This is a genomic window from Synechococcus sp. SYN20, from assembly GCF_014279555.1.
GTDB lineage: Bacteria > Cyanobacteriota > Cyanobacteriia > PCC-6307 > Cyanobiaceae > Synechococcus_C.
Genome location: NZ_CP047959.1, coordinates 1,595,005 through 1,619,095, shown reverse-complemented (window position 1 = coordinate 1,619,095; position 24,091 = coordinate 1,595,005). Strand labels below are relative to the sequence as shown.

Below are 24,091 nucleotides of genomic sequence, written 5' to 3'. Positions count from 1 at the left end.
TTGCGACAAGAGTGGGCCTCACTCTTGTATCAGCTTATGCAGGCCGTTTTGAAAATGTGTCATTTGATTCGATGAGGTGTTAAAAATGAAGTCCAGAGCTATCTATCCGTCCGATTGGCTTGGTAGATGATGCCGCAGTATTTTTTTAGAGCTAGACCTTGAGGGTGTTCTTCAAGACCAATGAAAATTGCGCTCGCCACACTTGTTGTTGCCCTTGCCGCACCCATTGCTGTTACAGCTGCTCCTGGGGTGCCTGACTCAGTCATGAGTGAAATTACTGAGAATTGCAACGAAGCGGTTGCTGGAAATAGTCAAGCAACTGCATCCGATGAAAACTGCATCGCTAGAGCTGTGGAGGCTTACAAGAAATCCAACTGATAGGACCATCAGTAAATGCTGGTCCAAGTGATAGGAGTTGAGCCTGAGTTTTTTCTCGGCCCATACCTCAATTTTGGTTTTTAAGTCCTGCTTTCAGCAGGGTTTTTTGTTTGACAATCTTGATGTATTGGGAGTCTTAACGTTTGATTTAAGTGCTTGATCAAGAGTTGACCTTGTTAGGGACTTCAGCAGCTTGATGGAGTCAGAGGGTAATTGCTTTGTATTCAGCATTTGTTCAAGTTCGTTTGCCCGTGCCAGCACCATTTGGCAGGCTGCAACATGATCATTGGGATCTAACTGTTGAACATAGAGATGAGCACGGGCATCGTCTTGGATTGTGCCATCAAGATTCAGTCCAAGGCCTTGCCTGAATAATTCTGCCTGAAAGTGGCCAAGAGCAGTTTTCATGCCAATGGCATCAGCGAGCAACTCGTCGAAAAGGTTGATTCTCATTTCCCCTACAAGTTTGCGGCAAGCGATATGGGCTAGCTCATGTTCCAGTCGCCAGATCTGAGACTGCTTGATCCATTGATCGAGACTGGGGCTGCCAGGAATGCTTGAAGCTGAGAGACTGCTGTATGGGGCTCGATGCAGAATCAAGATCTGACAGCGATCTTTCACATCGAGCTCTCTGATCAAGCCCCAATGAATCAAGCCTGCAACAGCTTGTGCATGCACTGTTCCTTGTACTGGAATAGGTTCACAGCGATGGGCGAGGCAGCGCATGATCAGCACAAAGTCATCGTGATCGCTAACAGATAGAACCGGCTTTGCTCCGCACGGATGGTTTGCGATGGTGATGGAAAACCCTTTCGGGTCCCGCAAGCGTGGAGCAACCTCAAGGTCCTTTGGCTGCGGTGATTCACCCCGAAGCACCAAGCGTTGATAGCGATCACTGAGACGTGCCAACGGTTGTGGGGTCACCAGAAGTTGTGGCAGCTCTGCCCTTAGGGCCTGCCACTGGTTGTCCTTCGCTGTGGCAAGCAGCCAACGACGCCACCACAGTTCAATGGCGTCTGGCGGAAGCGGAAGCGCGGGCCAGATGGCGTCAGCCTTTGAGAAGGGCTTGCAATAGTCCTGGAGATCTTGCATCGCTGATAATGGCTGAACAGCTTTCCTCAGAGATGTCTGAATTTTTTGAAGCAATCTGGCATGGAGAAGGCATCGGCGATGGCGGCGATCTCGATGAAGCCCTTCAGGCCTTCGTGGTTGTGAAGCCTGAGAATAATGATTGGATCGAGGCCTGTGCTGTTGAGGGGGCTAATCCTCGTATTGAGCGTTTCGCCTCCTTTGATTCCTATCTTGATAATCAAGATGCCCTTGAAGTGATTACGGTGACTCCTCAGATGATTGCAGTTGCGATTGAGCAGTTGCCTGTTTGATGGCTGATTCCACGATTGACTTCTCGACCTACACGCCAGTGAACCACCTCTGGCCCGCTTTTGTGGAACGATTGGGATCTGAGAAAGCACAGCAAGCAGTGCGTCAGGCTTTGGATCTTCAAGGCATGAGTGGGAATGCCGGCAGTCTTCCCGTTTTGTTCGTTGAAACCTGTGGCCTGGCTCTCGCTCATACAGATCTTGTGCGAGAACAAACAGGTCTTAATAGCCACGGATATCGCATGGTTTTATTGCTCAGTCGACGTGAATTAGAAGTGCAGCTCTTGCAAGATACGTTGTGAATTCATGTCTATTGCTTGGTGCAAACTTAGGTCACTAATGTTGGGTATTCCTTGGCAAGCATGGCAATGACAACCGCCAGTGTGACCATGGAAAGAATTGTTGTTCCGGCTACAATGGACTCAGTTTCTTCAACATAGACATCGTGTGATCGGGCTACGGCATATTGGCATTTTGCTGTAGGTACTGCGCTGCATAGAATCACGGCAACCGAAGGTGCTGGTGGTAACTTCACGAGGTCACAAATAAACCAAGCAAGCGCTGGCATCAGGAATAATTTGAAAAATGTGCATTCACTCACGATGCGAATGTGATTTTTGAAAAGTGTGAAATTCAACTGAGCTCCAATGGCAAAGAGTGCGACTGGTGCTGTTGTCATGCCCACTGCGTTCAAGCTCGTACTTAAGACGCTCGGAAATTGGAAACCTAGGAAAGAAAGAATTAAGCCCAACACCATGGCAATGAAGTAATTCGCTTTCATGGCTTTGCCGATTGAAATGAGTATTTTTCGTACATCTAGTTTTGCGTTTTCTTCTGAGGTGTATTCGTAGATGATAGATGTTGTTTGCAATCCAATGATCAAAACTATTACTCCAATCACGCCATACGTTGCACCGCCAACTGGAAGCATTATGGCAAGGATTGGCAGTGCAATCATGCAGGTATTTGAATAGGAAGCGGCAGCGGAAAAGTAAGATCCAATCAATAGATTTTGGCGCTTAACGATCCGTGCATATGAATAGGCTATGGTGAATACAATGGCGGATACTAATAGATAACCGCCGAAGAATTCAGCATACTTTGAAAGGTCTTTGAACATGTCCTGCCTTGTCATGTCAAGGACAATCATGCAAGGAATTGAGATGTTTAAGACGTAGCCAATTAAGATTCCGCTATTGCTCGGGTCGAATTTTTTGGTTCGTTTTGCGATGTAGCCAATGCATAAGTATGCAATGACTGGAAAGATTGCCTTAAGGATTGATCCTGGCATTTTTGCCTATTTCTGATCCTTTACTTAAGGCGTAAAAAGTGGCACTGTCAATTTTCTGTTGCCATAATCTATATTTGCTTTAACGGATGTAAGCCCAGATGCTTAATTGTGATAGCTGAAGCTGCTGCTGGTAGCATTAAGTTGTTTTTGCTGGTGTTGATCTTGAATAATTTTGCTTGTAAAATAATCTTGATTATTCAGATTAGCCGACTTTCGTCTGCTGGGTTCATCTTTTCTTTTGGTATTGAATGATGAAGAAGGTGTTGATTATTGGTGGTGGGATTGCTGGTCTAACGCTTGCCTTGTCCCTTAAGAAACTCGGAATCCCTGTTGTTGTTCATGAAAAGTATGATCATTACCAAAATCAGCAAACAGGATTTCTGATTTGGAGTTATGCGATCAAAATCTTGCAGGACTTGGGCATTCCTGTTGATGAGGTAGGTGCGCCCCTCGAATCATTCCAAATCCATGGTCGAAAGGGAAGATTTGTTTGTGAGATGCCAATCGGCTCAGTGTCGCGATTGCATGGAGCAAATAGTTATGAAATCAATCGATATCGACTTTCTGAATTGCTATCTAGAATGGTCGGTGATGATTTAATTCTTGGTAGTGAATGTATTTCTGTCTCTAGTCTTGAGGAGAAAGCGATAGTAACTTTTGCTGATGGTAGCTCAGATCAAGGCGATATTTTGATTGCCTGTGATGGATCTAATAGTGTTGTTAGGATGTTTATTCATCCAGGTGTTCAGCTCAGAATGCTTGGCTCTGGTGGTTGGATCTCAGTGATCAATCAACGTCCTCCCTTGTTGCCATTAAACACTCAAATGGAGTTTTGGCAGCCGGGTGTGAAAGCAGGAGTTGCTGATCTTGGGCATGGTGAAACACGCTGGTATGTTGCTTTTAAAAATTATATTCCTAGTGCAGTTGAATCAAAAAAAGATCAGATTTTCAATCGTATGAAGCCTCTTCCAGAGATGATCAAGTCCTGTTTGGAATGTACTGATGAAGATCAAATGGTGCCTACTCAGGCCGGAGATCTTTTGGCCTTGTCTCCTTGGTACCGTGATCGCGTCTTGATGATTGGTGATGCTGCCCATGCCACTAGTCCGTATGCCGGAATGGGAGCCTGTTCAGCGATTGCTGATGCCTCATTCCTTGCCGATTTAATTGGTTCTGGTCGGTCTATTCCTGCCATCTTTCAAGATTTCCAGGCGGTGCGTAAGCATGCAGCGGATTCGGTGATTAAGGAATCACGACGTGGCCTTGATTGATCCACTTGTGGTGATCTCAAAGGCTGGGTTCGCGATTGGATGTTTAGGAATATGCCAGAGAAGAAATGGAATCAGATCATGACTGACATGGTGACTGGTCATTGAACAATTCCATCGTTTCTTATGCCTGCACCACAGGCACGTCGCTCAGGCGAGTTGTGGCTGCCCGACCCAGCCGTTCGCGTCGCATGGCCCAGCTCGGATCCAGACCGCAGGCAGCCCATTGCACCGTACCTCGCCCGTAGCGGTGATTGAGGCGATCGACTGTTGCCATCAAGCTCTCCCGTTTCCGTTGCTCTTCCTCTGTGCAGGGCACCCATAGATGCTGTTGAAGTTGATCGATTCCCTGCAGGTGTTGCATCAGAACACCTGCCTTTGCCAGCGGTCGGTGCGGTTGGAAAATTCGTTCCACTAGGGGTAATGCAGCGTCCAACAACACGCGTGTGTCGTTGCTGGGTAGATCAAGGCTGGTGCTGGCAGCTCGGCTGTAAAAGCCTGGAATGAATGGGCTGGTGCGCGTATAAATGGTGAGAGCCGCTGTGCGTTGATGCTGTTTTCGCAGCTTCTCAGCTGCTCGCACCACATAGGTCGCTATCGCTTCACGGAGCTCTCCCAGGCTGGTGATCGGATGACTGAAACTGCGGCTTACGCAGGTTTCCTGCTTCGCAGAGGGTTGGAGATCAAGCGGTAGGCAGGCATGACCTTGCAGTTCTCTTTGGAGTCGAACTCCCACCACACCGGCCTTTGCGCGCAGGCATCCGCTGGGCATATCACGCAGCTCCCGTGCGTTCACCACTCCCCGCATTCGGCACCAGACAGCGAGTTTGCGGCCGATGCCCCAGACGTCTTCAATCGAAATTGTTTCCAGCCAGCGATCGGGATCGCGACACAATCCAAGATCAAAGAGTCCAGCGTGGGCCGGCACCACTTTCGCGAGGCGGTTGGCGAGCTTGGCCTGTCCTTTGCTGGCTCCGAGACCAATGGCAATGGGTAATCCGAGGTTGCGTCGAGCCAAGGTTCGCAACTGCTGGGCCCATGGACGCAGATTTCCGTCCGATGGGCGGCTGAGCCGGGCAAAAGCCTCATCGATGGAGTAAATCTCCAGATCCTCAACCTGGCTTTCCAACAAACTCATCAGCCGCTGACTCATGTCGGCGTAGAGCGCGTAATTCGAGCTGCGAATCACAACATGGTTCTGTTCCAGATCTCGTTTCGCCTTGAAATAGGGAGTGCCCATGGCGATGCCAAGAGCTCGTGCTTCAGCGCTACGGGCCACGATGCAGCCATCATTATTTGAGAGCACCACCACTGGCCTGCCGATCAGGGCCGGATCCAGGCTCTGCTCGCATGAGGCATAAAAATTGTTGGCATCAATGAGAGCCGTGACCTGGTTCATCGCGACGACCTGAGCTCTAGAGCGGATGGATGACGTGAATGGCGACGCCCCAGATCTGCACATCTCCGCAACGATGGAGATCTAAATGGGGATAGTCAGGGTTGGCCGCTTCCAGACGTAGATGGCCGCGATAGCGAGCGAGGCGTTTGAGAGTGAAGGCCCCATCCAGGACGGCTACCACCACTCGGCCAGGGCGAGGATCGAGGCTGCGATCGACGAGTAGGAGATCGCCATGGTGAATGCCCGCGCCAGTCATGGAGTCGCCGCTCACACGCAGAAAAAAGGTGCTGCTTGGATGGCGAATCAGTTGTTCATTGAGATCGATCCCCACGTCGATGTAGTCGTCAGCAGGGGAGGGGAACCCTGCGGCAACCTGGTCACTTGCTAGAGGAAGGCTGAGCCTTTGACGCTGGAGCCGCAGAGGCTGGGGTGGCTGAAGCGAGATCCGATCCACTCTCACGGAAGCGCACGTTCACACTCAGCTCATAGTACAAGTGTTCTAATCGCTTTCCTGTCGCTTTCCGGCATGCGCTGTCAGGGCTGGGAGCAGGTCGTCCTTGGCTCCAAGCAGGCGAATCGTCGCCGCTTACCGAGAAGCATTCGCGATTCAATCCGAAAAGAGGCCAAGCCAAACCCATAGGCACGAACCTCAACGCAAGGGGGGCTTTTATTCTCTATGCAGCTTGAAGGAGGAAGTACGCGCTACTTCAGCGACAACTTTTAGAGCACAATCTTACGGTTGGTTGGCTTGCACTCAAGCTTCTGCTTTTCTTCTGACTGCCAGACTTCAAGAACATCAGGGAAGTGCTCTTCAATGCATAAATCACAAATTCCATGACTAAAATTAAGATTAGTTCGCTTAGATAGATATCGATCTAGATGCAGCCAATGCCCGTCGGTGTCTTTCGCTTTTCTGCAGTAAGAACAGGTTGAAATAATGTTTCCATCGTCTACAAGTGAGCAATAAGATTCAATCAGTTTAATGGATCTTTTTCTTATTTCCAAGAAAGCAACTGCTTGCCTGGATAAGGATTGCATGACACTGAGCTGTACGTCTGTAAGCCCATGCGGCTCTCGATCAATAACACAGAGCGTCCCAATTCTGTGATTTTCTTCATTCTGTAAAGGGAAACCTGCATAGAGTCTGATCTTCGGTTCTCCTTTGACTAAGGGGTTATCGAAGAATCGTTCGTCTTGTAATGCGTCTTCAACGATTAAAGGCTCAGAGGAGTGAATCGCATGGGCGCAGAATGACCAATCGCGCACAGTTTCTTGAGCGTCAATACCAACTTTGGCCTTAAACCATTGCCGATCTGAACCAACTAAGCTTAAGAGAGCAATTGGCGTGCCACATGTAAGAGAAGCTATTTTTGTTATATCATCATAATTTTCTTCAGGCTTTGTGCCAAGAATTCTATATTCGCTAAGTGCTTTTAGCCTTTCTGATTCATTTATGGGGATATCTGGCTTTTTCAAGTGAAAACTTGTGCTTTTTAAAAGGTTGAACGCAAATTGTAGGGTTCGCAAAAAGGGGCATAAAAGTTCATTTGAAATTGTTTAAGTTTCTTGTCGCTTCGGCTTTTTGGTGGTGGATTGGACGAGTGTTCATTAGGTGCGCCTGTCAGTTCTTGCTCTCTGTTGAAGGTGATGCCTGATGGTCTTTGCAGAAGCATCGTCGAAGCTTGGATCCCGAATCGATCAAGATGGCTGCCTCTGCAGCTGCTGCTGATGGCCGACTCTCCCTACCTCCTCGCCATTGCCCTGTTTACACAGAATGGGAAACGAGCCATGCCTCTTGGCGGTCGCTCCCTGCCGAAGGATGTCACGCAAGATGAGCGGGGGGTTCCTGCACAGCTGGCGAGTGAGCTGGCTTTTGAACTCCTGCTTCGCGTTTGGCAACGCAGCGATCAGGGACCTGTGCAACGCGAAGCGGCGCCAGGAAGTTTGCTGCTGGCTGAATTAGGCATGGAGCATTTGCCGGAGGATTTGCCCCTGCTTAAAGCGGCCTGGCTCACCACTGGGGATAGCCCAGCCTTTCGGCGAGGACTGTTGGCGATCACCTCACGCTGTTGGAGTGTGAGCGTGGCCAAATTTGAGCCCATTGCATTCACCGCACTTGAGGTGTCGGCGTCACAGGCGGAAGGCTGAACGGGCCGTTGAAAACGGTTTCAGGATGGAACCGCTTGAATCAGATCTGCTAATCCAGACGCAATGGAGTCCTGCTGATCGGCGTCGAAGTGAACGCCATCGAGGGGAGAGGTTTCCGCAACAGCTTGTATATCAAAAAAGAACACCGACTCTTGTTCAGCAAGATTGCAATAAAGAGAGGGAAGCAATCGAGACTTTTCATGGGCACCTTTAAAGCCCCAATCAAGAGATTGTGGTGTGGTTTGAATCACTCCAGGAGGGACTAAAATAATCGTGGGGGGTTGATTAGAATGGCGTGGTCCACATTGATAGGACATGCGCACATCGTGGATCAGAATTTTTGCTCCTGATGTAATTTCTTCTGGAGAAAGATGTAGATGGCTTTTGCAATCGTTGCATCCAAGTGCAAGAATAACAACGTTAAGGGGTTTGCAGCTATGCAAAATCACGGGTAAATCTTTCCTGCCATTGCAGCTGTAGTCGCCACCATAATTAACGGCTCCAAGAGGATCATCCATCACCCAAGTTCTGGAATTCAAGCCTTGTTCAAAGACAACCCATGGCTGATGATTGGGATTCCGCTGATTCAGAATCTGTTGGAGGCGATTGGGCCAGCGTGTTTCAAATGGCAGGCGCCCACTTCCATCAGGAGCCATTCCCCAAGTGTTGGAGTCTCCAAAACACAAAATACTTTTTGGCTCCATGATGATTTGGTTTAGCAGTAGGCCAACAATGGTGTCTCTTGCTTAGGCACGGTGATAGGGACTCCCTTGCTGGATGGCTTGGGCTCTGAACAATTGTTCAATTAAGAGAAGTCTTGCAAGCTCATGGGGGAATGTCATCGGTGAGAGGCTGAGTTTCCAATGGGCCAGGGTCTTCAGCTCGGCTGTTAATCCATCAGCACCACCAATCACGAAGGCCAGTCGTTGCGATCCAAGGCTGCGGAGCCGCTCAGAAAAGCTGATCGACGTCAGGGTTTCACCCTGTTCCATCAACATCACTGGCCATTCATCGCTTCGCAGCGTTTGACGAATCAATTCAGCTTCTTTCTCAGGATTTCCATCCCGCAACTCAACGATTGTGAGTCCAGGAAGGCGTTTGCGATAGAGCTCGATTCCTTCCTGAACCCAGGTCTTTCGAACTTTCCCGATGGCGATAATGCGGCAGCGAGATGGATTCATCCTTGGAGATCCAAATGCATGCAGGAGTCGGACTCAGTCTTCGTCATCTTCTAAAAGAAGCTGGCCAAACGCAACGTAAAGCGATTCTTCTTCGCTGCCAGCCGCCACATTCGGGCGAGTGGGACGGGTGGTTTTTCCTTGGCCGCCGCGCAGCGGTTGTCTGGAGAGAGTCTGCGATGACGGCAGCGTCTGCGCGTTTGCCTTCATTTTGTTCTGAGTCGCAATGTGGCGCTCAGCATCCTTGAGCCGTGCCATCAAATGCTCGGGAACAGTGCCATCACTGCTCGCTTTCATCAGCTCTTGAAACAGGCGTTCTGGATTGTCTTCGGTTTCAATGCGATGGCGCTTTTCGGTCGCCTTCAAGGGGCGATCAGTGGGTTGTTGGGGAGGCGCGATCGGCTCAGGCAAGGAGCGGCCCAACTCCTTGAGGCGCTCCAAACTGCGGGGGTCAAAGCTCATGAGCAGCCCAGGGTTTCGCGCGTGTCTCGACCGGTTACGGGGTTCACCCCTTCGGCGTTGGCGCACAGCACCTTGAGTGCATCCGCTCGCAGAGGCACGTTGGTGAAATCAGCGCCTTCAACTGACACGTTGATGAAGCGAGTGTTGAAAGCAAACGCATCCTCCAGCACTGCATTGGTGAGGTTGGTGCCATCAAAGACCGCTGAATCAAGCGTTGCATCACGGAGATTGGTGTCGCTCAGATTGGCGTCTTGAAGTTTGGCGCCATAAAGGCTGGCACCCTGCAGATCACTCCCCGAGAGATCAGCTTCTCGAAGATTGGTGAGATTAAAGGTCACACCTTGCATTTCCCGATTTGAAAAATCGGCTCCGATCAACACCTGCTTGGCATAATCCATCGCTGCAAATGCCGGTTGCATCGGCAAAGCCAACGTGACCCAAAGAACCATCAGCGCAGGCAATAAGCGCAATCGCATCGGGAGTGAGATATCTGTAGTTCAGCCTAGGACTTTTAGATCCGTTTGTTCTTTTCGCATTGAATCGCCTGTTCCAAGCTGTTCAGGCGATCTTCTCTTGAGCCCCAAAGCTCAATGAAGGCTGGGGGGTTGTTGATTGGCATGACAGAGAACCGTTGCTCCCTATAAATTTGTTTAAAGATGGCATCAACTTCATCGCGATAGGAAAGATCAATCGGGCGAATTCCATCGTTTTCCATTGCTACTGGCCATTCGCTTGTTATTGGTAAAAAAATCAGCAGGTCAAGGTTGTGAAGAGAATCGCGAACTCTTGCAGCTAACGACTCAACAAATTGATCATCAATGTCGGTGGTTTTGTGATTGGCTGTGTATTGCGAATAGGCGATATAATCAATTGGGCAGCGGTCAAAAATAATGCAATCACTTGGTTGCTGGTAGTGCATCAATCTGCTGATGTTGTAGTACATCTGGATCCCGTTATGTAGTCTTGTGCTTTCTTGGCGAAAGCGAATGTCGTAACCCTCATCATGTAACGCTCGAAAAGGTTCTTCTTCGCGAATGTAGTGATGATGGCGCTTAATCCAGTCGTGCACGAATGTGCTTTTCCCTTGTGAATGTGTGCCACTAATAGCAATGCGCATACGAAGATTTAGCTTTGAAGAGTTATAGCCCCCAAGCGCCGTCCTTTAATCGTGCTGAGCGGGGGAATGGTTGAGAGCACGTTGTACTGCCATACCTTGTTGCCTCACTCTCAACTGCAAGGAGCTCAAGCAGAGCACTATGCGAAAGAAATCTTGCTGAGTCATGGATGGCGCTTGCTGGAGCAGAACTGGAGCTGTCGGTATGGAGAAATTGATCTGCTTTTGTTGAAACAGTCTTTCCTGAACAATCGAATTTTGGTTGTTGAGGTGAAGGCGCGTCGCCGTTCAGGGTTGGATGGCTGGGGTCTCGCTGCATTTCATCAAGCCAAACGGAGGCGGATTGCCAGCAGTGTGTCTTGCTGGCAATCCGCCAACCCCTGGAGTGAGACCTGCTATTTCGAAGTTGTGCTGGCTCTCGTCGCACTTCCAGTGCACAGACATTGCGTGCGTTGGATCCGCATCGACGGGCTCGATCACATGAGTCGGTGATCACCTTGCTGATGATTCAGTGATCAGGGCCTGGATGCGCGCAATCGCAGCCACTTGTCCCTGGCGTGGGTTGGTGATGACAAGCCCCGAGACCGACCGCAGTGGGCGGATAAAACTCCATTCACCAGGAATCATGTGCATCAGCATGTGTTGGATGATCTGAATTGGATGACGACCGCGCTCTTGTTGATCTCGTCGTAGCCGTCGAATCATGCGCAGCAGCAAGGGTGCTTCGAGATAAAACAGTGCTGTGATCGAGCCATCGTCGAGCAGCTCTTGCGGTCCATAGGCTCCCTCGAGCAAGACAAGCTGGTAGCTCCGGTTCAGCGGTTTGCGCGCTACATCACGCGTGCCCATGTCATAGGTGCGCAAGCTACTTGCAGCGTGATGCTTGACCTCATCCAGATCAGTGCGCAACGCGTCGATGTCGATGGCTGCCGCTGTGTCGAATCCAAAGCGTGGGTGAGGGCGCCAGTGGTGCCTGTAGTAGTCATCGCAGCAGATCACAAGCACTTCAAGCCCAATAGCGCCCAGTGCTTGTGCCAGGGCCAAGGTGAAGCTGGTTTTCCCAACCGCGGAAGGGCCAGTGATGCAAACCACAGGAACCTTTGCCATCACGCCGTCGCCCCAGTCGATCAATCCTGCATAGGGCACAGTGAAGCAACGCTGTGAATGTCATGACTTTTTCAGGGCACACGGCCCGCAAGCGTTTTGGCCAGCACTGGCTGATCAATGAGCGAGTGCTGGATCGAATCGTTGAGGCCGCCGAACTAGGAGACGGGGATCGCGTCCTTGAGGTGGGTCCCGGTCGCGGGGCTCTGACCGATCGTCTCCTGGCCTCAGCGGCAGCTGCGATCCATGCGGTGGAGCTTGACCGTGACCTCGTCGCTGGGCTTCAGCAGACCTTTGGACGCCATCCAAAGTTCTCTTTGCGTGAGGGAGATGTGTTGTCCGTTCCCTTGGAACTATCCGATGGGGTGCCTGCCGACAAAGTTGTGGCCAATATCCCTTACAACATCACCGGGCCCCTGCTAGATCGTTTGATCGGTCGTCTCGATCGTCCCGTCGATCCCTCGTATCAACGACTGGTATTACTCGTTCAGCATGAGGTTGCTCAGCGCATTCGGGCTCGGCCTGGGCACAGCAATTTCAGTGCCTTGAGTGTGCGCATGCAGCTCTTGGGACGGTGCAGCCATGTTTGCCCTGTGCCACCACGCTGCTTTCAGCCACCCCCCAAAGTGCAGTCGGAGGTGATTTGCATCGATCCCTTCCCACTTGAACTGCGTCCTACTGCTGCTTTGGCCAGGGGGGTGGAACGGCTGCTGAAAATGGCCTTCTTGAGCCGCCGCAAAATGCTGCGCAATACCCTGGCCCCGGTGTGTTCCCCAGACCACTTGCAATCGTTGGCAGAAGAGGCCGGCATCAGCCTTCAGCAACGACCCCAGGACGTGTCACCAGAAGCCTGGGTTGCCCTTGCGAAGGGTTTGAATCAGTTCGACTCTGCTGCTTGATCGGATGACCGCCACCGTTCGCGTCACCGCTCCCGCCAAAATCAATCTCCATCTTGAGGTGCTTGGTCAGCGCTCGGATGGGTTCCATGAATTGGCGATGGTGATGCAAAGCATCGACCTCGCGGATCAGCTGGAGTGTTCCAACAGCGCTGATGGATTGATAAAACTGAGCTGTGATCAGCCTAGACTCAGTTGCGGCAGCGACAATCTGGTGATGCGTGCCGCCGAACTGCTCCGGCAGCGGTCTGGTTTCAATGAGCTTGGTGCTCATCTTCATCTGCGCAAACGGATCCCCATTGGCGCTGGTCTTGCCGGCGGTTCGAGTGATGGTGCTGCAGCTTTGCTGGCGCTTAATACGCTCTGGGGGCTCGGACACACCGAGGACTCTTTACGAGCCATGGCCGCTGAACTTGGCTCCGATATGCCGTTTTGTCTTGCCGGTGGGATTCAGCTCTGCTTCGGTCGAGGCGAATGTTTGGAATCCATCCCGGCTGCAGCGCAGCCTTTAGGTGTAGTGCTGGTGAAGGATCCCACTGTCAGCGTTTCGACGCCCTGGGCCTATGGCGAGTGTCGTCGTCTCAAGGGCGACCACTATTTGCGTGGTGAACAGGCTTTTGCACAACGTCGGCAGGATCTGCGTGCAGCGTCTTGGTTGAACCCCCTGCGAGCGGCTGAGCCACCGCCGCTTCGTAATGATTTGCAGGATGTTGTGGCACCTCAAACAGCCTCAGTGCAAACGTCCCTGCGTTTGCTCCAAAATCTTCCCGGCCAACTGAGAACAGCGATGAGTGGTTCCGGCCCTAGCTGCTTCGCCCTATTCCCAAATCGCTTGGATGCTGATCAGGCTCTGAATGCAGCGCGTGATTCCTTCGTTGAGGCCGGTTTGGAGGCATGGAGTTGTTCATTCGTGGCTCATGGCGCCAAGCTGATGCCATGACCAGCAATGACAGCCAAACGCCAGAGGCGCCTTCAGAACGCAAGAAGGGGCCAATCAGTTTCCTTTCGGGCTCGTTGACAAGCTTGATGTTGAGCTGGCTCAGCCTGGGTCTGAGTAAGGGGATGGTGGCCTATTTCGCAAAGCATCCATCAACGTCCAGTTCTGCCATCGCTCAAAGCATTACCTCAGCGCTAAAGACGCTGTTTACCGGCATGTGTTTCCTGGCCACATTCAGCTTTGCTTTTATTGGTGTTGGATTGTTTTTGGTGTTTCTTCGCAGTCTTTTTACAGGCAAAGAAGCCGATGCTGTCTAGCCTCAGATCACTGTCCTGAACTGCTAATGGCAGTTAATGGTAATGACTCCCCACGATCTTGGTCAGCTGATCCTGCTGCTTTCTCCGGGGTTGCTTCTCTCGGTGCTCCTGCTCACGACGTTTGCGGCAGGGGGCTGATTTTTTCGTTGCTGAGATAGCTTGGCCACTCACGCCGGCTTGGCCGGGATTGCAGAAAAGCCGTGGCAGGGACTCTTCTCTTCAACGCACTTCGTGAGGCCATCGACGAGGAGATGGCCCGGGACCCCCACGTTTGCGTGATGGGTGAAGACGTCGGTCAATACGGCGGCTCTTACAAGGTCACAAAGGACCTCTACGAGAAATACGGTGAGTTGCGTGTGCTCGACACGCCAATTGCTGAAAACAGTTTCACGGGTATGGCTGTTGGTGCAGCCATGACAGGCCTGAGGCCAATCGTGGAAGGCATGAACATGGGCTTCCTGCTTTTGGCTTTCAATCAGATCTCCAACAACATGGGGATGCTGCGATACACAAGTGGCGGCAATTTCACGATTCCCACAGTGGTGCGTGGACCAGGCGGTGTGGGCCGTCAGCTGGGAGCAGAACATAGTCAGCGCCTTGAGGCCTATTTCCATGCCGTTCCTGGCATCAAAATTGTGGCTTGCAGCACGCCTACCAATGCCAAGGGGCTGATGAAGGCTGCGATCCGCGACAACAACCCTGTGCTCTTCTTTGAGCACGTGTTGCTCTACAACCTCACAGAAGAATTGCCAAATGGTGATTACATCTGCGCTTTAGATCAAGCCGATCTTGTGCAAGAGGGCAGCGACGTCACGATCTTGACTTACTCACGCATGCGGCACCATTGCTTGAAAGCGGTGGAGCAGCTGGAAGCGGATGGCATCAGTGTTGAGTTGATCGATTTGATCAGTCTTAAGCCGTTCGATATGGCAACAATTGCCAAATCGATCCGGAAGACCCATCGCGTGATCGTGGTGGAGGAGTGCATGAAAACAGGCGGAATCGGTGCTGAATTGATTGCCCTGATCACGGAGCACTGCTTCGACGATCTCGATGCCCGGCCGATTCGCTTGTCCAGCCAGGACATTCCCACGCCGTACAACGGCAATCTTGAAAATCTGACGATTATTCAGCCCCATCAAATCGTGGAAACGGCCCAGGCCATCGTGCGCAAGGGGCTCTGATTCATGGCCCGTCAACAAGGGTGGTTCGCCCTCATCCTCGCTCTGGCCATCGCTGCCGGATCTGTCCTTATCAGCCCCGGTTTTCCTCTAGAGCTTGGCTTAGATCTCCGTGGTGGGAGTCAACTCACTTTGGAAGTGCAGCCCTCCGGTGAAATCACCAAAGTGAAACCTGAGCAGCTGGAAGCCGTGAAGGCCGTGCTGGATCGCCGCGTCAACGGCTTGGGTGTGGCCGAGTCGACTCTCCAAACCGTTGGAGACAATCAATTGGTTTTACAACTTCCCGGAGAAACTGATCCCACCAGAGCAGCTGAAGTTCTTGGAAGTACAGCGTTGCTTGAGTTCAGAGCGCAGAAACCTGGCACTGATGAGGAATTGCGTGGATTGATGCAGCTAAGAGCTCAATTGGAAAGCGTGCTGGAGTTGAACAAAAGCAAAGACAACTCTGATTCAGGCGATCAAAACGATGGCCCCTCCCCTGAGCAGTTAGCCAAGGCCCAAAAAGAGTTGGGTCTTGAAGGAACTGCTGATTCTGAACAAGAGCAGCTGGAACAACTCCTGGCTCGTGCCAACGAAGAAATTGTGGATCGGTTTGAGCCGGCGGGACTCACCGGTAAGGATCTCGTCACTGCTGGGCGTCAACAGCAGCAAAACGGCAGCAGCTGGGAAGTGACGCTCACCTTCAATCGAGAGGGTGGTGACAAATTTGCAGAGCTCACCCGCTCAATCGCAGGCACCGGGCGTCTGCTGGGAATCGTGCTTGATGGGTCCTCAATTAGCGAAGCGGGAGTGGGTGAGCAGTTCAAAGCCGCTGGCATTACAGGAGGTTCCGCTGTCATCACTGGAAACTTCACCGCAGAAGAGGCTCGCGACCTAGAAGTCAAAATTCGCGGAGGTTCCCTCCCTTTGCCGGTAGAAATCCTTGAGGTGCGCACGATTGGACCCAGTCTTGGCGCTGAAAATGTGCGTCGCAGCCTGATCGCCGCACTTGCGGGTTTGGTGTTGGTCGCCATTTTCATGCTGCTCGTTTATCGACTGGCAGGTGTCGTGGCTGTGCTGGCACTCAGTCTTTACGCCCTGTTCAACCTGGCGGCCTATGAGCTGATCGGAGTGACCCTTACATTGCCTGGAACGGCCGGATTCATCCTCAGTATTGGTATGGCAGTGGATGCCAACGTGTTGATCTTTGAGCGCATCAAAGACGAATTACGTCGAGGCAACACCTTGATCCGATCGATCGAAACAGGCTTCTCTCAAGCTTTCTCCTCGATCGTTGATGGTCACATCACCACGCTGATTAGTTGCGCTGCGCTCTTTTTCCTCGGGACGGGCCTGGTGAAAGGTTTTGCAGCAACGCTTGGAATCGGTGTTCTGCTCAGCCTGTTCACGGCACTGACCTGCACGCGCACGCTCTTGCGCTTCTTGATGAGCTACCAATCGTTGCGCCGTCCAACCAATTTTCTGCCCGCAAGGCAGCTGCCTTCCTCCGCTGTTTGAGCCATGGCTGTGTCCTCCCCAACTGGTCAAGAACGCCCTTTGCGTTTTCCTCTGAGTCGACAACGGCGCAAGGTTTGGTTGATCTCCGTGATTGTGCTGTCGCTCAGCGCGCTGGGTTTGGTGCTGAGCTGGACGAATCCTCAGATTCGTTCCCCCTTAAGGCCTGGACTCGATTTCACAGGTGGAACCAAAATCCAGCTCGAGCGCTTGTGCAAAGACAATTGCCAAGACATCAGGGCCATCGATATCCAGCAGACGCTTGGAAGCCTCACGTTGCCTGCTGAAGGTCGTGATCAAGACGCCAACACCCTGCCTAATCTCGCTTCGGCTCGGGTGCAGTTGCTCGACCGGGGTGAATCGGTGGTCTTGCGCATGCCCGCTTTAACCGCCTCACAGGGGCAGGCCGTGATCGAGGCTGTTGAGCCCATCGCTGGTCCCTTTGAAGTGGGTGGCCAATCGGTTGACACGATTGGACCCAGTCTTGGTGGTCAGTTGCTGCGCAGCAGCATGATCTCGTTGCTGGTGGCGTTTGCCGGCATCGCTCTTTACATCAGCATTCGTTACGACGGTCGTTATGCCGTTCTTGCCCTCGTGGCCTTAGGCCATGACGTGTTGATCGTTTGTGGAGTCTTCGCCTGGCTTGGACTGATCAGCGGTTTGGAAGTCGACAGTTTGTTTGCCGTTTCACTCCTCACCATCGCCGGCTACTCCGTGAATGACACCGTGGTGGTGTTTGATCGCATCCGCGAACGACAACGGGAAGACGGTGACCTACCTCTGGATGCTCAGGTGGATCGTGCCGTTTCCGCGACGCTCACCCGCACGATCTACACCAGTGGAACCACCTTGTTACCCCTTTTGGGTCTGATTCTGTTTGGTGGGTCCACCTTGTTTTGGTTTGCAGTGGCGCTTGCGATTGGCGTGATTGTGGGCAGCTGGTCGAGCATTGCTCTGGCCCCTTCCCTTCTCAGTATCTGGCCAAGGCAACGCACGGCAGGTGCGTGATTTGGCCGTCACACCCAGCTCTCCATCCCAACGCTGGGTTCCCATGCTGTTGGGCGTTCTTGCTCTGTTGGATTTACGGGTGGAGCTTCAGCTTCTGGTGGATCACATCACTCTGACCAGCCTGAATTTTGCGATTCGGCACCATCTCCTTGCAGTGGTGGTCATCCTTCTTCTTCCCTCCATGTGGCGTCACTACGGACCTGTGCGTCGGTCTGAGCCCTGACTCCTAAGTTGGATGTCCGCCTCGAATGCATGATGTCGCTCGATCTCGACGCCAAGAAAACCCTTCTTAGAAAAATTCCCCATGGCTTGTTCATCTGTGGGGTTGCAGAAGGGGATCAAGTCAACGGGTTCACCGCTAGTTGGGTGACTCAGGGATCGTTCGATCCACCCCTCGTGGTGATGGCTGTTCGTGCTGATAGCACCAGCAACGGCATGATTCAACGCACGCGCCGCTTCTCCCTCAACGTGTTGGCAGCCGATCAGAAGGATTTAGCTGCTGTGTTTTTCAAGCCCCAGCAAGCGGTTGGCGGACGCTTTGATGCCGCACCTTTTACAACGGGCGAGCTGGGTTTACCGATCCTGAAGGATGCTCTGGGTGCAGTGGAGTGCGAGCTCGTGGGGGAACTTGCCCATGGTGATCACACCGTGTTTCTTGGCCAAGTGAAATCAGCGGTTCTCCACCGTGATGCTGCTGCCCTCGAGCTCAGCAGCACGGGATGGCAATACGGGGGATAACTCCCAGCGATCCATGATCTGCCTGATCACAACTTGCTGCATGATCACTTGAAGCACCACGACCAGCGGTAACGCAAGCAGTACGCCTGGCAGCCCGAGCAGGGCTCCCAGGCTGAGCTGGGCGGTCAGCGCCACCGTTGGCAAGAGATTCACCGTCCGACTCAGCAGAACAGGCGTTACGACAAAAGCTTCTAGGTTTTGCAGTGCAAGTCGCATGACCAACACCTGCACCATCAGGGTTGGGGAGATCAGCAGGGCAATCCCCATTGGCAAAAGAGTTGCGGCTGTAGGCCCAATCGTGGGGACAAAGGTGAGCAAGCCACACACCAAGCCGCTGAGCAGGGCCAAAGGCACACCAAGAAGGGCGAGCCCTGTCCAGGTGAGGACAAACACTGCGGTCGCTGAAATGGTCATGCCGGCAAGCCATCCACCGAGAGCTTCACGGCAGCGATCCAGCAATTCCGTGACCTGACCCCGTGCAGGGCGTGGACTCACGGCGATCAGCATCTGCCGATGAGAATTAGGATCTAGCGCGAGCAGAATCGCCAGCAGACTCATTAGGAGCACTTGAATCAAGCCGTTGGCGGCACCACCGGCATAACCAAGTAGCTGTGCCCCAACGGGCTGAATCCCTGTCCAGCTCAGTGATTCAGAGGGACTGATGTTGAGGTCTGCCAGGCTTGGTTGGGTGGCGATGATCGACTTGATTTTGTCGATCAAATTGGGCAATAGCGCAGTGAGTTGTTCGAATTGACCCAGCAGTTCAGGCAGGAGAAGTTGAACCACCAAGGTTCCACCAAGGAACAGAATCACCAGAACCAGCAACAGCGCAACGTGCCGTTTGAGCCTGAAGCGTTGCATCAACTTCTGAATCGGAACGTCGAGGGTTACGGCCAATACGATGGCTCCGAACAGAATCAGCAGCACCCAGCGCAGCTGCCAGAGCAGCAGGGTGAGCAGAATGGATGTGAGGGCAATCAGCAGGGTGCGTGCGTTCATGAGGCCAGTTTCTGCCTCTTCCAGGGGTCAAGAAGATCGTGAACGACGACTTCGCGGATGAGCACCTGCAAGACAACCGCCAAGGGCAGAGCGAGCAACAAGCCAAGCGGACCGAACAGAACGGTGAATACAAATTGAGCAGCAAGGGTGAGCCCTGGAAGCAAATTGACCTGGCGCTGCATCACCGAAGGCGTGATGACGTAGCTCTCAAGGTTTTGAATCACGATGTAAAGCCCCAAGACAGCCAATGCCTTCCAAGGAGCATCGAGGAGAGCCACAGACATCGGAAAGACCGTGCTCAGCGTGGGCCCCACATTGGGAATCACGTTGAGCAATCCCGCAAGCAATGCATTGGCCATCACCAGCTTTACTCCCAAGAGTGAAAGCCCGATGCCCGCCAAAACAGCGACGCAAACCGAACTGATCAACACGCCGATCATCCAGCTGCTGAGGGCATCGCCGCACATGTTGAGGATGACGCGAGCTCGTCTTCGATAGAAGGACGGCAACATCTGAATGCCAACGTTCTTGTACGAATGGGGCTGGACCGCCACCATCAAGGTGACGGCAACGACGAAGAGAAGCTGCAGCAGACCACTGCCAACATTGCCTGCCAAGCCAAGAAGGCTGAGAAATCCTCCAGTCACGCTTGAGGCAATCGCAGGCCCGCCTGGACTATCCGCCAAACCTTTGGGAAAAAGTAGTTCGCTCCAATTACTAGAACTCCCACTGCCGTAAACCATTGAGCTAACCGATGAAAAAGCCTGCAAAAGCAGTTCTTTCAGGGCTTTTGCCGCTGATGGCAGCTGAAGAATTAATTGTTGAAACTGGCTCGTAAAGGGCGGCACGATCACGGTTAAGCCAACCGCAACCATCACCACGAGACCGAAAACACAGGCCAAAAGAGCCAGAGGCCTGGGAATATTCCAGTATTGACGCAGGGCTCCAACAAGGGTGCACAGCGCCATTGCCAAAACAATGGCCGCGAATAAGTGGATTAGGACTTCACGCAGACTCCAAAGCAGCAGACCTGTTGCCAGAACGGCGCAAAGTCCTAGCCAGTGTTGAAGCTTCACCCGTTTGCGTTGTCACTCTCTGCAGCTTCGCCTGAATCCTGGGAATAACCAAGACCAGAGGAATCGGCATATCTCTGAGCAAAGCGCATGAAACGCTCAAAATCCTGCTCACTCTTCCAGGTGTAGGTGGCTTCCAAGGCGCTTGCTTTGCCGTTCACAAACTTGCCATTGACCTCTCGCGTGACGAGCGTGCCCTCTTCGTCGAGCATGAACATGCCTGTGATCGCTTCCATGACTTCGGGAGCCAGGGCCTCGGGTTGTTCAAAGACGAAGATCGCTTGTCCTGTACGTCCGTCACGACTGCGTGTCACGCGGATATCAGGAACGACGGGCTCATCCACACCACGAAGGAACTGGATTACTGCCTTGCTTCCGTCTGCCATGAATGCTGCTCCAGTACCTAAGCGGGATCTTAAGGGGCATCGATCGGTAGAACGCGCCCGGTGTTCAGCAGTTCGATTGCCGCATCCTGTGGATTGCGGCCACTGAGATCAAGATTGGACGTTTCTCGGGCTTGTTTCAGCTCGTGGTCGTAGCAGCGGTCGTAGTAATCGAGCATCGCGCTGCAAGCATCGTGCCAGCGCTGATCTTTGATTGCCTCTAGGGCTGCCTGAGTTCTTTGTGGGCCGAGCCTGCGCTGGATGCGTTCTGTGGCCTGTTGCAGCTGATCGGAGTCTTGGCAGCCGTACACCTCCACGAGCTGATCGATGCGCTCTTCCAGAGTGCGTCGAATTTCGAGGACCGGTGCCTGTTGCATCTGTTCGAACAGTGCTTTTGGGATGCGACAGCAGCCCACCGAAGAGCTCTCGGCTTCCAGCCAAATTTGTGGGGCTTGTCGTTTCCGATAGCCATCTAAGGCTTCAGCAAGTTTGTTTTCGTAATGCTCACTGCTGGGCTGGTTGGGTTGACCAAGACCACCGAAGCTGCTTCCTCGGTGATGAGCTAAACCCTCCAAATCCACCACAGCCACATTTAAAGCTTGCAAAGCGATCAGGAGATCTGTCTTTCCCGTGCCCGTTCTTCCACCAAGCAGCTGGACGGGCCACCGGCGTTCAAATTGCTCGAGCACCCAGCGGCGATACACCTTGTATCCGCCTTCGAGCACAAGGGTGGGATGGTCTTTGAGAGCTGCAAGCCAGGCCATGCTGTTGGAGCGCATTCCTCCACGCCAGCAGTACAGCCGAAGCGGCTGGTCGGGTCCTCCTGCTGCCTTTGTAAGCGCTTTGGAAAGATCGACAAGGGCTGGACCGGTAAAGCTCAGACCCAGCTCTATGGCTTGTTTCCGGCCCTTTTGCTTGTAGGTGCGACCCACGACAGCTCTCTGCTCATCGTCAAACAGCGGGATGTTGATCGCGCCTGGCCAATGGCCCTGTTCAAATTCCGATGGAGTGCGCACATCAACCAACGTTCCACTCGCTGTCCGAAACTGATCGATACCGCTCACGTTTGTGGATCCCATCCCTGACATAGTGGGATAACGCCGAGCCAGTTAGAGCCGGTAGTTCGTCATGCTTTCTGGTCTTTCTTCTTCCTCCGATCTCAGCGTCGACCAGCTCCTAGAGAAATTCTCCAGTGGCTCGTTACGACAAAAACGCTCCTTGATCCCAGCAGTCGAGAAAGCGGCTGATCAGTTTGCTGCCATGGGTGCGGCTGCGCTGGCCTCCTTCGACCGAGAAGGAGACGACTGGGGTGCGGGTTGGATTTTGCAGACCCTGTATCGCCATCAACCGTCGGCCCTCAGCTCTCTCCTCGATGCTTCAGGGGGATGGTTTGTCACCGGTTCGGAATCCGATCTCGACTACTCCCCTCTTCAGCAGGCTCTTCTCGAAGAACGTTTTGAAGAGGCTGATCGCCTTACGAGTGTCTTCCTTCGCCAGCTTGCTGGTGAGCAGGCTGTACGGCGAGGCTATGTCTACTTCAGCGAAGTGTTATCCATAAGAGGTCTGGATCTCGTCACGCTGGATCGTCTCTGGATCGCTTACTCCCAAGGTCGATTTGGTTTCACAGTGCAGGCCCGTTTGCTGGCCACTCTCAATGGTCGTTACGACAAGCTTTGGCCTCGGATTGGCTGGAAGAAGGAAGGAGTCTGGACGCGTTATCCGAAGGCTTTTGATTGGTCCTTGAAGGCTCCAGAGGGCCATATGCCCCTGGTCAACCAGCTTCGAGGCATTCGACTGATCGATGCATTGCTCAACCATCCGTCCCTGGTTGCTCGTCAATGAGTTACTGCCCTGTGGCATAGATCAGATCAAGGGGTATGGTCAAAACAGAGTGCTTCGGTCCTGATGTCATCACGGCTTGGATCGACTTCAGGGTCGTTCGGTTTCAACCTCACCCCCTCGTTCCCACGAACGCGCTGGGCTGATTTCATTCTTCCTTCAACGCTCCAACTCTCTCCATTGTTGGAGTTGCTTCTCGACCCTGTGGATTGTGTTGAGACAACGGGTCGACTTCAGCTCGGTCTTCAGGAAGCGCTTGTTAACGCTGTTCGTCATGGGAACTCTGGCGATCCCCAAAAGTGTTTACGTGTGCGCCGGATTCTCACCCCTCAATGGATGATTTGGCAGATCCAGGATGAGGGTGAGGGGATTCCCTCCGATGCCCGTTTCGGCGATCTTCCTGAGTGCATCGAAGCGAATCAAGGCCGTGGGCTGTTTTTGATTTATCAGTGTTTTGATGATGTGCGTTGGAGTCGCCGCGGGAATCGTGTCCAGTTGGCAAGCCGCAGGCCCGACTCTCGAGTGGCGTCCCTCAACGGTGCGGACACCCAGGATCTTTCAGTTCCCGTCTGATCCAGCGGAGTGCTTGCTCTGTGAGTTCCTCAACATCGTGACGCTCTCCACCCTGGATGAGTTGCGACAGAGCAGCAGCCATCAGTTCAGCGCTCCGACGGTCGGCATCGGTCTTCAAACGATGCCAGTCACGGTCGCCAAGACTCAAGCATTGATGAAGGTCTTTAGCGAGTTCAGGTGCAGCTTCTGGCCAGCGCGATTCAGCCGTTGACATTGTCTTTGGACGATCGGGTGCCTTTATCCTGATGGTTCACGTCAGATGTTGTGACGTGCATCGTGAACGCTCTCATGGCATCAGGCTCCCGTCGCAAACAGTTGCGTCCAATACACGCCCTGGCCACATTGATACATGTTCAGCCAAGAGGTTGGGAGGGCAACGATGTTCGCTCTAGAAGACGATTACAACGTCGGAAGCTTCTTCAACAACTCGTTGAAGGTCAGAATGAATTTAATTGGATTTTTAAACCGAAATCAGCCCCAATTTTTTGGCGTTCGCTGCGTTGGGGCGGTCCCGGAATTTTGATTGGATTTGTGTTGGTGAAACTATCTACGTGAAGCGACAACAAGCACATAGCCTTGAATCAACAAATGAGAGACTTGTGATGCACAATCACAAGCGAATCAGGCACGGTAGTCGTCGTTTCAGGGGAATCAGGGGATTCACAGGAATGAGCTGGAACGGCTTGACCTTTTAACCAAGATTGATGCAGTGCGTGGCGCCGCGTGTCTTCCTGGAGAACGAGTCGATCGGCAGCATCCTGAGGTGTTTCGCCATGCAAGAGAGCTGTACGGATACAGATTCCAAAACCATGCGCCTCCACCTGCACTTTTCCTTCCATTAAGACCAACTGGAATGTCCAGCCTTGAAGCCAGCGGACATGGAAAGGGTTGATCATCAAAGCCCTCGGCAAGGGTTCCTGCACCATATGGGG

The 24,091-nt window shown here is 52.7% G+C and carries 33 protein-coding genes; 16 read left to right on the top strand and 17 right to left on the bottom strand.

The window, feature by feature from the left end; translation table 11 throughout:
• The first annotated feature begins 180 nt into the window (after positions 1 to 180).
• A complete protein-coding gene (locus SynSYN20_RS08440) occupies positions 181 to 378 on the top strand; it encodes a hypothetical protein (RefSeq protein WP_186522956.1) in 198 nt (65 codons plus the stop codon).
• A 93-nt stretch (positions 379 to 471) separates the two neighbouring features.
• Here the strand turns inward: SynSYN20_RS08440 and SynSYN20_RS08435 are convergent, their stop codons facing one another.
• Complete coding sequence (locus SynSYN20_RS08435) at positions 472 to 1,470, bottom strand: hypothetical protein (RefSeq protein ID WP_186522954.1); 999 nt, start codon at positions 1,468 to 1,470, stop codon at positions 472 to 474.
• Between the two features lie 32 nt (positions 1,471 to 1,502).
• Between SynSYN20_RS08435 and SynSYN20_RS08430 the strand changes: the two genes are divergently transcribed.
• Together SynSYN20_RS08430 and SynSYN20_RS08425 are read left to right on the top strand one after the other, a co-directional pair.
• Positions 1,503 to 1,760: a hypothetical protein gene (locus tag SynSYN20_RS08430; protein WP_186525538.1), complete on the top strand. Its 258-nt coding sequence runs from the start codon at positions 1,503 to 1,505 to the stop codon at positions 1,758 to 1,760.
• Entirely contained in the window at positions 1,760 to 2,059 is a 300-nt protein-coding gene (locus SynSYN20_RS08425) for a hypothetical protein (protein WP_186522952.1), read from the top strand. Before SynSYN20_RS08430 ends, SynSYN20_RS08425 begins: the two co-directional genes overlap by 1 nt.
• A 26-nt stretch (positions 2,060 to 2,085) precedes the next feature.
• Here SynSYN20_RS08425 and SynSYN20_RS08420 read toward each other — a convergent pair whose 3' ends face one another.
• Positions 2,086 to 3,048, bottom strand: a complete 963-nt coding sequence (locus SynSYN20_RS08420) for an AEC family transporter (RefSeq protein WP_186522950.1) — start codon at positions 3,046 to 3,048, stop codon at positions 2,086 to 2,088.
• 251 nt (positions 3,049 to 3,299) lie between these two features.
• Between SynSYN20_RS08420 and SynSYN20_RS08415 the strand changes: the two genes are divergently transcribed.
• Complete coding sequence (locus tag SynSYN20_RS08415) at positions 3,300 to 4,319, top strand: NAD(P)/FAD-dependent oxidoreductase (protein ID WP_255476217.1); 1,020 nt, start codon at positions 3,300 to 3,302, stop codon at positions 4,317 to 4,319.
• A gap of 121 nt (positions 4,320 to 4,440) precedes the next feature.
• Here SynSYN20_RS08415 and SynSYN20_RS08410 read toward each other — a convergent pair whose 3' ends face one another.
• From SynSYN20_RS08410 to SynSYN20_RS08400, 3 genes are all read right to left on the bottom strand, one after another.
• Positions 4,441 to 5,715 carry a Y-family DNA polymerase gene (locus SynSYN20_RS08410; RefSeq protein ID WP_186522948.1) on the bottom strand — a complete coding sequence of 425 codons (1,275 nt, stop codon included), beginning with the start codon at positions 5,713 to 5,715 and terminating at the stop codon, positions 4,441 to 4,443.
• Between the two features lie 16 nt (positions 5,716 to 5,731).
• Entirely contained in the window at positions 5,732 to 6,175 is a 444-nt protein-coding gene (locus tag SynSYN20_RS08405) for a LexA family transcriptional regulator (RefSeq protein WP_186522946.1), read from the bottom strand.
• Between the two features lie 260 nt (positions 6,176 to 6,435).
• Entirely contained in the window at positions 6,436 to 7,191 is a 756-nt protein-coding gene (locus SynSYN20_RS08400; protein WP_186522944.1) for a GAF domain-containing protein, read from the bottom strand.
• Between the two features lie 90 nt (positions 7,192 to 7,281).
• Here SynSYN20_RS08400 and SynSYN20_RS08395 point away from each other — a divergent pair, with 90 nt between their 5' ends.
• Positions 7,282 to 7,863, top strand: coding sequence for a hypothetical protein (locus SynSYN20_RS08395; protein WP_370586663.1), 582 nt, complete (start codon positions 7,282 to 7,284; stop codon positions 7,861 to 7,863).
• A gap of 20 nt (positions 7,864 to 7,883) precedes the next feature.
• On the opposite strand, the gene SynSYN20_RS08390 is transcribed toward SynSYN20_RS08395, so the two are convergent.
• From SynSYN20_RS08390 to SynSYN20_RS08370, 5 genes are all read right to left on the bottom strand, one after another.
• Positions 7,884 to 8,567 carry an SGNH/GDSL hydrolase family protein gene (locus SynSYN20_RS08390; protein WP_186522942.1) on the bottom strand — a complete coding sequence of 228 codons (684 nt, stop codon included), beginning with the start codon at positions 8,565 to 8,567 and terminating at the stop codon, positions 7,884 to 7,886.
• A gap of 42 nt (positions 8,568 to 8,609) precedes the next feature.
• Positions 8,610 to 9,044 carry a 23S rRNA (pseudouridine(1915)-N(3))-methyltransferase RlmH gene (locus SynSYN20_RS08385; protein WP_186522940.1) on the bottom strand — a complete coding sequence of 145 codons (435 nt, stop codon included), beginning with the start codon at positions 9,042 to 9,044 and terminating at the stop codon, positions 8,610 to 8,612.
• Positions 9,045 to 9,077: 33 nt separating this feature from the next.
• Positions 9,078 to 9,503 carry a hypothetical protein gene (locus SynSYN20_RS08380; RefSeq protein WP_186522938.1) on the bottom strand — a complete coding sequence of 142 codons (426 nt, stop codon included), beginning with the start codon at positions 9,501 to 9,503 and terminating at the stop codon, positions 9,078 to 9,080.
• On the bottom strand, positions 9,500 to 9,952 hold the full coding sequence (locus SynSYN20_RS08375; protein WP_255476216.1) for a pentapeptide repeat-containing protein: 453 nt from the start codon (positions 9,950 to 9,952) through the stop codon (positions 9,500 to 9,502). The genes SynSYN20_RS08380 and SynSYN20_RS08375 overlap by 4 nt, the downstream gene beginning before the upstream one ends.
• Positions 9,953 to 10,014: 62 nt before the next feature.
• Positions 10,015 to 10,620: an ATP-binding protein gene (locus SynSYN20_RS08370; protein WP_186522934.1), complete on the bottom strand. Its 606-nt coding sequence runs from the start codon at positions 10,618 to 10,620 to the stop codon at positions 10,015 to 10,017.
• 51 nt (positions 10,621 to 10,671) lie between these two features.
• Between SynSYN20_RS08370 and SynSYN20_RS08365 the strand changes: the two genes are divergently transcribed.
• Positions 10,672 to 11,109 (top strand): YraN family protein, encoded by a 438-nt coding sequence (locus tag SynSYN20_RS08365; protein ID WP_255476215.1) that lies wholly within the window; start codon positions 10,672 to 10,674, stop codon positions 11,107 to 11,109.
• Here SynSYN20_RS08365 and SynSYN20_RS08360 read toward each other — a convergent pair whose 3' ends face one another.
• A complete protein-coding gene (locus tag SynSYN20_RS08360) occupies positions 11,110 to 11,763 on the bottom strand; it encodes a uridine kinase (RefSeq protein WP_255476214.1) in 654 nt (217 codons plus the stop codon).
• Between the two features lie 23 nt (positions 11,764 to 11,786).
• Between SynSYN20_RS08360 and rsmA the strand changes: the two genes are divergently transcribed.
• The 8 genes from rsmA to SynSYN20_RS08320 all read left to right on the top strand — a co-directional run bounded on the left by rsmA (position 11,787) and on the right by SynSYN20_RS08320 (position 18,292).
• Entirely contained in the window at positions 11,787 to 12,620 is an 834-nt protein-coding gene (gene rsmA, locus SynSYN20_RS08355) for a 16S rRNA (adenine(1518)-N(6)/adenine(1519)-N(6))-dimethyltransferase RsmA (RefSeq protein WP_186522933.1), read from the top strand.
• 4 nt (positions 12,621 to 12,624) lie between these two features.
• Positions 12,625 to 13,557, top strand: a complete 933-nt coding sequence (ispE, locus tag SynSYN20_RS08350) for a 4-(cytidine 5'-diphospho)-2-C-methyl-D-erythritol kinase (RefSeq protein WP_186522932.1) — start codon at positions 12,625 to 12,627, stop codon at positions 13,555 to 13,557.
• Positions 13,554 to 13,871, top strand: a complete 318-nt coding sequence (locus SynSYN20_RS08345) for a DUF3082 domain-containing protein (RefSeq protein WP_186522931.1) — start codon at positions 13,554 to 13,556, stop codon at positions 13,869 to 13,871. Before ispE ends, SynSYN20_RS08345 begins: the two co-directional genes overlap by 4 nt.
• A gap of 200 nt (positions 13,872 to 14,071) precedes the next feature.
• Positions 14,072 to 15,055, top strand: a complete 984-nt coding sequence (locus SynSYN20_RS08340; protein WP_186522930.1) for a pyruvate dehydrogenase complex E1 component subunit beta — start codon at positions 14,072 to 14,074, stop codon at positions 15,053 to 15,055.
• Positions 15,056 to 15,058: 3 nt separating this feature from the next.
• A complete protein-coding gene (gene secD, locus SynSYN20_RS08335) occupies positions 15,059 to 16,549 on the top strand; it encodes a protein translocase subunit SecD (RefSeq protein ID WP_186522929.1) in 1,491 nt (496 codons plus the stop codon).
• A gap of 3 nt (positions 16,550 to 16,552) precedes the next feature.
• Positions 16,553 to 17,554, top strand: a complete 1,002-nt coding sequence (gene secF / locus SynSYN20_RS08330; protein ID WP_186522928.1) for a protein translocase subunit SecF — start codon at positions 16,553 to 16,555, stop codon at positions 17,552 to 17,554.
• Complete coding sequence (locus tag SynSYN20_RS08325) at positions 17,547 to 17,777, top strand: hypothetical protein (RefSeq protein ID WP_370586661.1); 231 nt, start codon at positions 17,547 to 17,549, stop codon at positions 17,775 to 17,777. Before secF ends, SynSYN20_RS08325 begins: the two co-directional genes overlap by 8 nt.
• 32 nt (positions 17,778 to 17,809) lie before the next feature.
• A complete protein-coding gene (locus SynSYN20_RS08320) occupies positions 17,810 to 18,292 on the top strand; it encodes a flavin reductase family protein (protein WP_186522926.1) in 483 nt (160 codons plus the stop codon).
• On the opposite strand, the gene SynSYN20_RS08315 is transcribed toward SynSYN20_RS08320, so the two are convergent.
• Genes SynSYN20_RS08315 through mnmH form a run of 4 tightly spaced genes read right to left on the bottom strand, consistent with a single transcriptional unit; the run spans position 18,224 to position 21,835 of the window.
• On the bottom strand, positions 18,224 to 19,291 hold the full coding sequence (locus SynSYN20_RS08315) for an AI-2E family transporter (RefSeq protein WP_186522924.1): 1,068 nt from the start codon (positions 19,289 to 19,291) through the stop codon (positions 18,224 to 18,226). The genes SynSYN20_RS08320 and SynSYN20_RS08315 overlap by 69 nt on opposite strands.
• Entirely contained in the window at positions 19,288 to 20,367 is a 1,080-nt protein-coding gene (locus tag SynSYN20_RS08310; protein WP_186522922.1) for an AI-2E family transporter, read from the bottom strand. Before SynSYN20_RS08310 ends, SynSYN20_RS08315 begins: the two co-directional genes overlap by 4 nt.
• Positions 20,364 to 20,750 (bottom strand): photosystem II reaction center protein Psb28, encoded by a 387-nt coding sequence (gene psb28 / locus SynSYN20_RS08305; RefSeq protein WP_186522920.1) that lies wholly within the window; start codon positions 20,748 to 20,750, stop codon positions 20,364 to 20,366. Before psb28 ends, SynSYN20_RS08310 begins: the two co-directional genes overlap by 4 nt.
• Positions 20,751 to 20,779: 29 nt before the next feature.
• Positions 20,780 to 21,835 carry a tRNA 2-selenouridine(34) synthase MnmH gene (gene mnmH / locus SynSYN20_RS08300; protein WP_186522918.1) on the bottom strand — a complete coding sequence of 352 codons (1,056 nt, stop codon included), beginning with the start codon at positions 21,833 to 21,835 and terminating at the stop codon, positions 20,780 to 20,782.
• A gap of 40 nt (positions 21,836 to 21,875) precedes the next feature.
• On the opposite strand from mnmH, the gene SynSYN20_RS08295 reads away from it, so the two are divergent.
• Complete coding sequence (locus SynSYN20_RS08295; protein WP_186522916.1) at positions 21,876 to 22,589, top strand: GUN4 domain-containing protein; 714 nt, start codon at positions 21,876 to 21,878, stop codon at positions 22,587 to 22,589.
• Positions 22,590 to 22,652: 63 nt separating this feature from the next.
• On the top strand, positions 22,653 to 23,159 hold the full coding sequence (locus SynSYN20_RS08290; protein WP_186522914.1) for an ATP-binding protein: 507 nt from the start codon (positions 22,653 to 22,655) through the stop codon (positions 23,157 to 23,159).
• On the opposite strand, the gene SynSYN20_RS08285 is transcribed toward SynSYN20_RS08290, so the two are convergent.
• Complete coding sequence (locus SynSYN20_RS08285) at positions 23,119 to 23,373, bottom strand: DUF6439 family protein (RefSeq protein WP_186522912.1); 255 nt, start codon at positions 23,371 to 23,373, stop codon at positions 23,119 to 23,121. The genes SynSYN20_RS08290 and SynSYN20_RS08285 overlap by 41 nt on opposite strands.
• A gap of 367 nt (positions 23,374 to 23,740) precedes the next feature.
• Entirely contained in the window at positions 23,741 to 24,055 is a 315-nt protein-coding gene (locus SynSYN20_RS08280) for a copper-binding protein (protein WP_186522911.1), read from the bottom strand.
• Positions 24,056 to 24,091: the final 36 nt, after the last annotated feature.

Coding starts and splice junctions, on each gene's coding strand:
- SynSYN20_RS08440 (WP_186522956.1), top strand. CDS start 181: ATGAAAATTGCGCTCGCCACACTTGTTGTTGCCCTTGCCGCACCCATT.
- SynSYN20_RS08435 (WP_186522954.1), bottom strand. CDS start 1,470: ATGCAAGATCTCCAGGACTATTGCAAGCCCTTCTCAAAGGCTGACGCC.
- SynSYN20_RS08430 (WP_186525538.1), top strand. CDS start 1,503: ATGTCTGAATTTTTTGAAGCAATCTGGCATGGAGAAGGCATCGGCGAT.
- SynSYN20_RS08425 (WP_186522952.1), top strand. CDS start 1,760: ATGGCTGATTCCACGATTGACTTCTCGACCTACACGCCAGTGAACCAC.
- SynSYN20_RS08420 (WP_186522950.1), bottom strand. CDS start 3,048: ATGCCAGGATCAATCCTTAAGGCAATCTTTCCAGTCATTGCATACTTA.
- SynSYN20_RS08415 (WP_255476217.1), top strand. CDS start 3,300: ATGAAGAAGGTGTTGATTATTGGTGGTGGGATTGCTGGTCTAACGCTT.
- SynSYN20_RS08410 (WP_186522948.1), bottom strand. CDS start 5,715: ATGAACCAGGTCACGGCTCTCATTGATGCCAACAATTTTTATGCCTCA.
- SynSYN20_RS08390 (WP_186522942.1), bottom strand. CDS start 8,567: ATGGAGCCAAAAAGTATTTTGTGTTTTGGAGACTCCAACACTTGGGGA.
- SynSYN20_RS08385 (WP_186522940.1), bottom strand. CDS start 9,044: ATGAATCCATCTCGCTGCCGCATTATCGCCATCGGGAAAGTTCGAAAG.
- SynSYN20_RS08380 (WP_186522938.1), bottom strand. CDS start 9,503: ATGAGCTTTGACCCCCGCAGTTTGGAGCGCCTCAAGGAGTTGGGCCGC.
- SynSYN20_RS08375 (WP_255476216.1), bottom strand. CDS start 9,952: ATGGTTCTTTGGGTCACGTTGGCTTTGCCGATGCAACCGGCATTTGCA.
- SynSYN20_RS08370 (WP_186522934.1), bottom strand. CDS start 10,620: ATGCGCATTGCTATTAGTGGCACACATTCACAAGGGAAAAGCACATTC.
- rsmA (WP_186522933.1), top strand. CDS start 11,787: ATGACTTTTTCAGGGCACACGGCCCGCAAGCGTTTTGGCCAGCACTGG.
- ispE (WP_186522932.1), top strand. CDS start 12,625: ATGACCGCCACCGTTCGCGTCACCGCTCCCGCCAAAATCAATCTCCAT.
- SynSYN20_RS08345 (WP_186522931.1), top strand. CDS start 13,554: ATGACCAGCAATGACAGCCAAACGCCAGAGGCGCCTTCAGAACGCAAG.
- secD (WP_186522929.1), top strand. CDS start 15,059: ATGGCCCGTCAACAAGGGTGGTTCGCCCTCATCCTCGCTCTGGCCATC.
- secF (WP_186522928.1), top strand. CDS start 16,553: ATGGCTGTGTCCTCCCCAACTGGTCAAGAACGCCCTTTGCGTTTTCCT.
- SynSYN20_RS08320 (WP_186522926.1), top strand. CDS start 17,810: ATGTCGCTCGATCTCGACGCCAAGAAAACCCTTCTTAGAAAAATTCCC.
- SynSYN20_RS08315 (WP_186522924.1), bottom strand. CDS start 19,291: ATGAACGCACGCACCCTGCTGATTGCCCTCACATCCATTCTGCTCACC.
- psb28 (WP_186522920.1), bottom strand. CDS start 20,750: ATGGCAGACGGAAGCAAGGCAGTAATCCAGTTCCTTCGTGGTGTGGAT.
- mnmH (WP_186522918.1), bottom strand. CDS start 21,835: ATGTCAGGGATGGGATCCACAAACGTGAGCGGTATCGATCAGTTTCGG.
- SynSYN20_RS08295 (WP_186522916.1), top strand. CDS start 21,876: ATGCTTTCTGGTCTTTCTTCTTCCTCCGATCTCAGCGTCGACCAGCTC.
- SynSYN20_RS08290 (WP_186522914.1), top strand. CDS start 22,653: ATGTCATCACGGCTTGGATCGACTTCAGGGTCGTTCGGTTTCAACCTC.
- SynSYN20_RS08285 (WP_186522912.1), bottom strand. CDS start 23,373: ATGTCAACGGCTGAATCGCGCTGGCCAGAAGCTGCACCTGAACTCGCT.
- SynSYN20_RS08280 (WP_186522911.1), bottom strand. CDS start 24,055: ATGATCAACCCTTTCCATGTCCGCTGGCTTCAAGGCTGGACATTCCAG.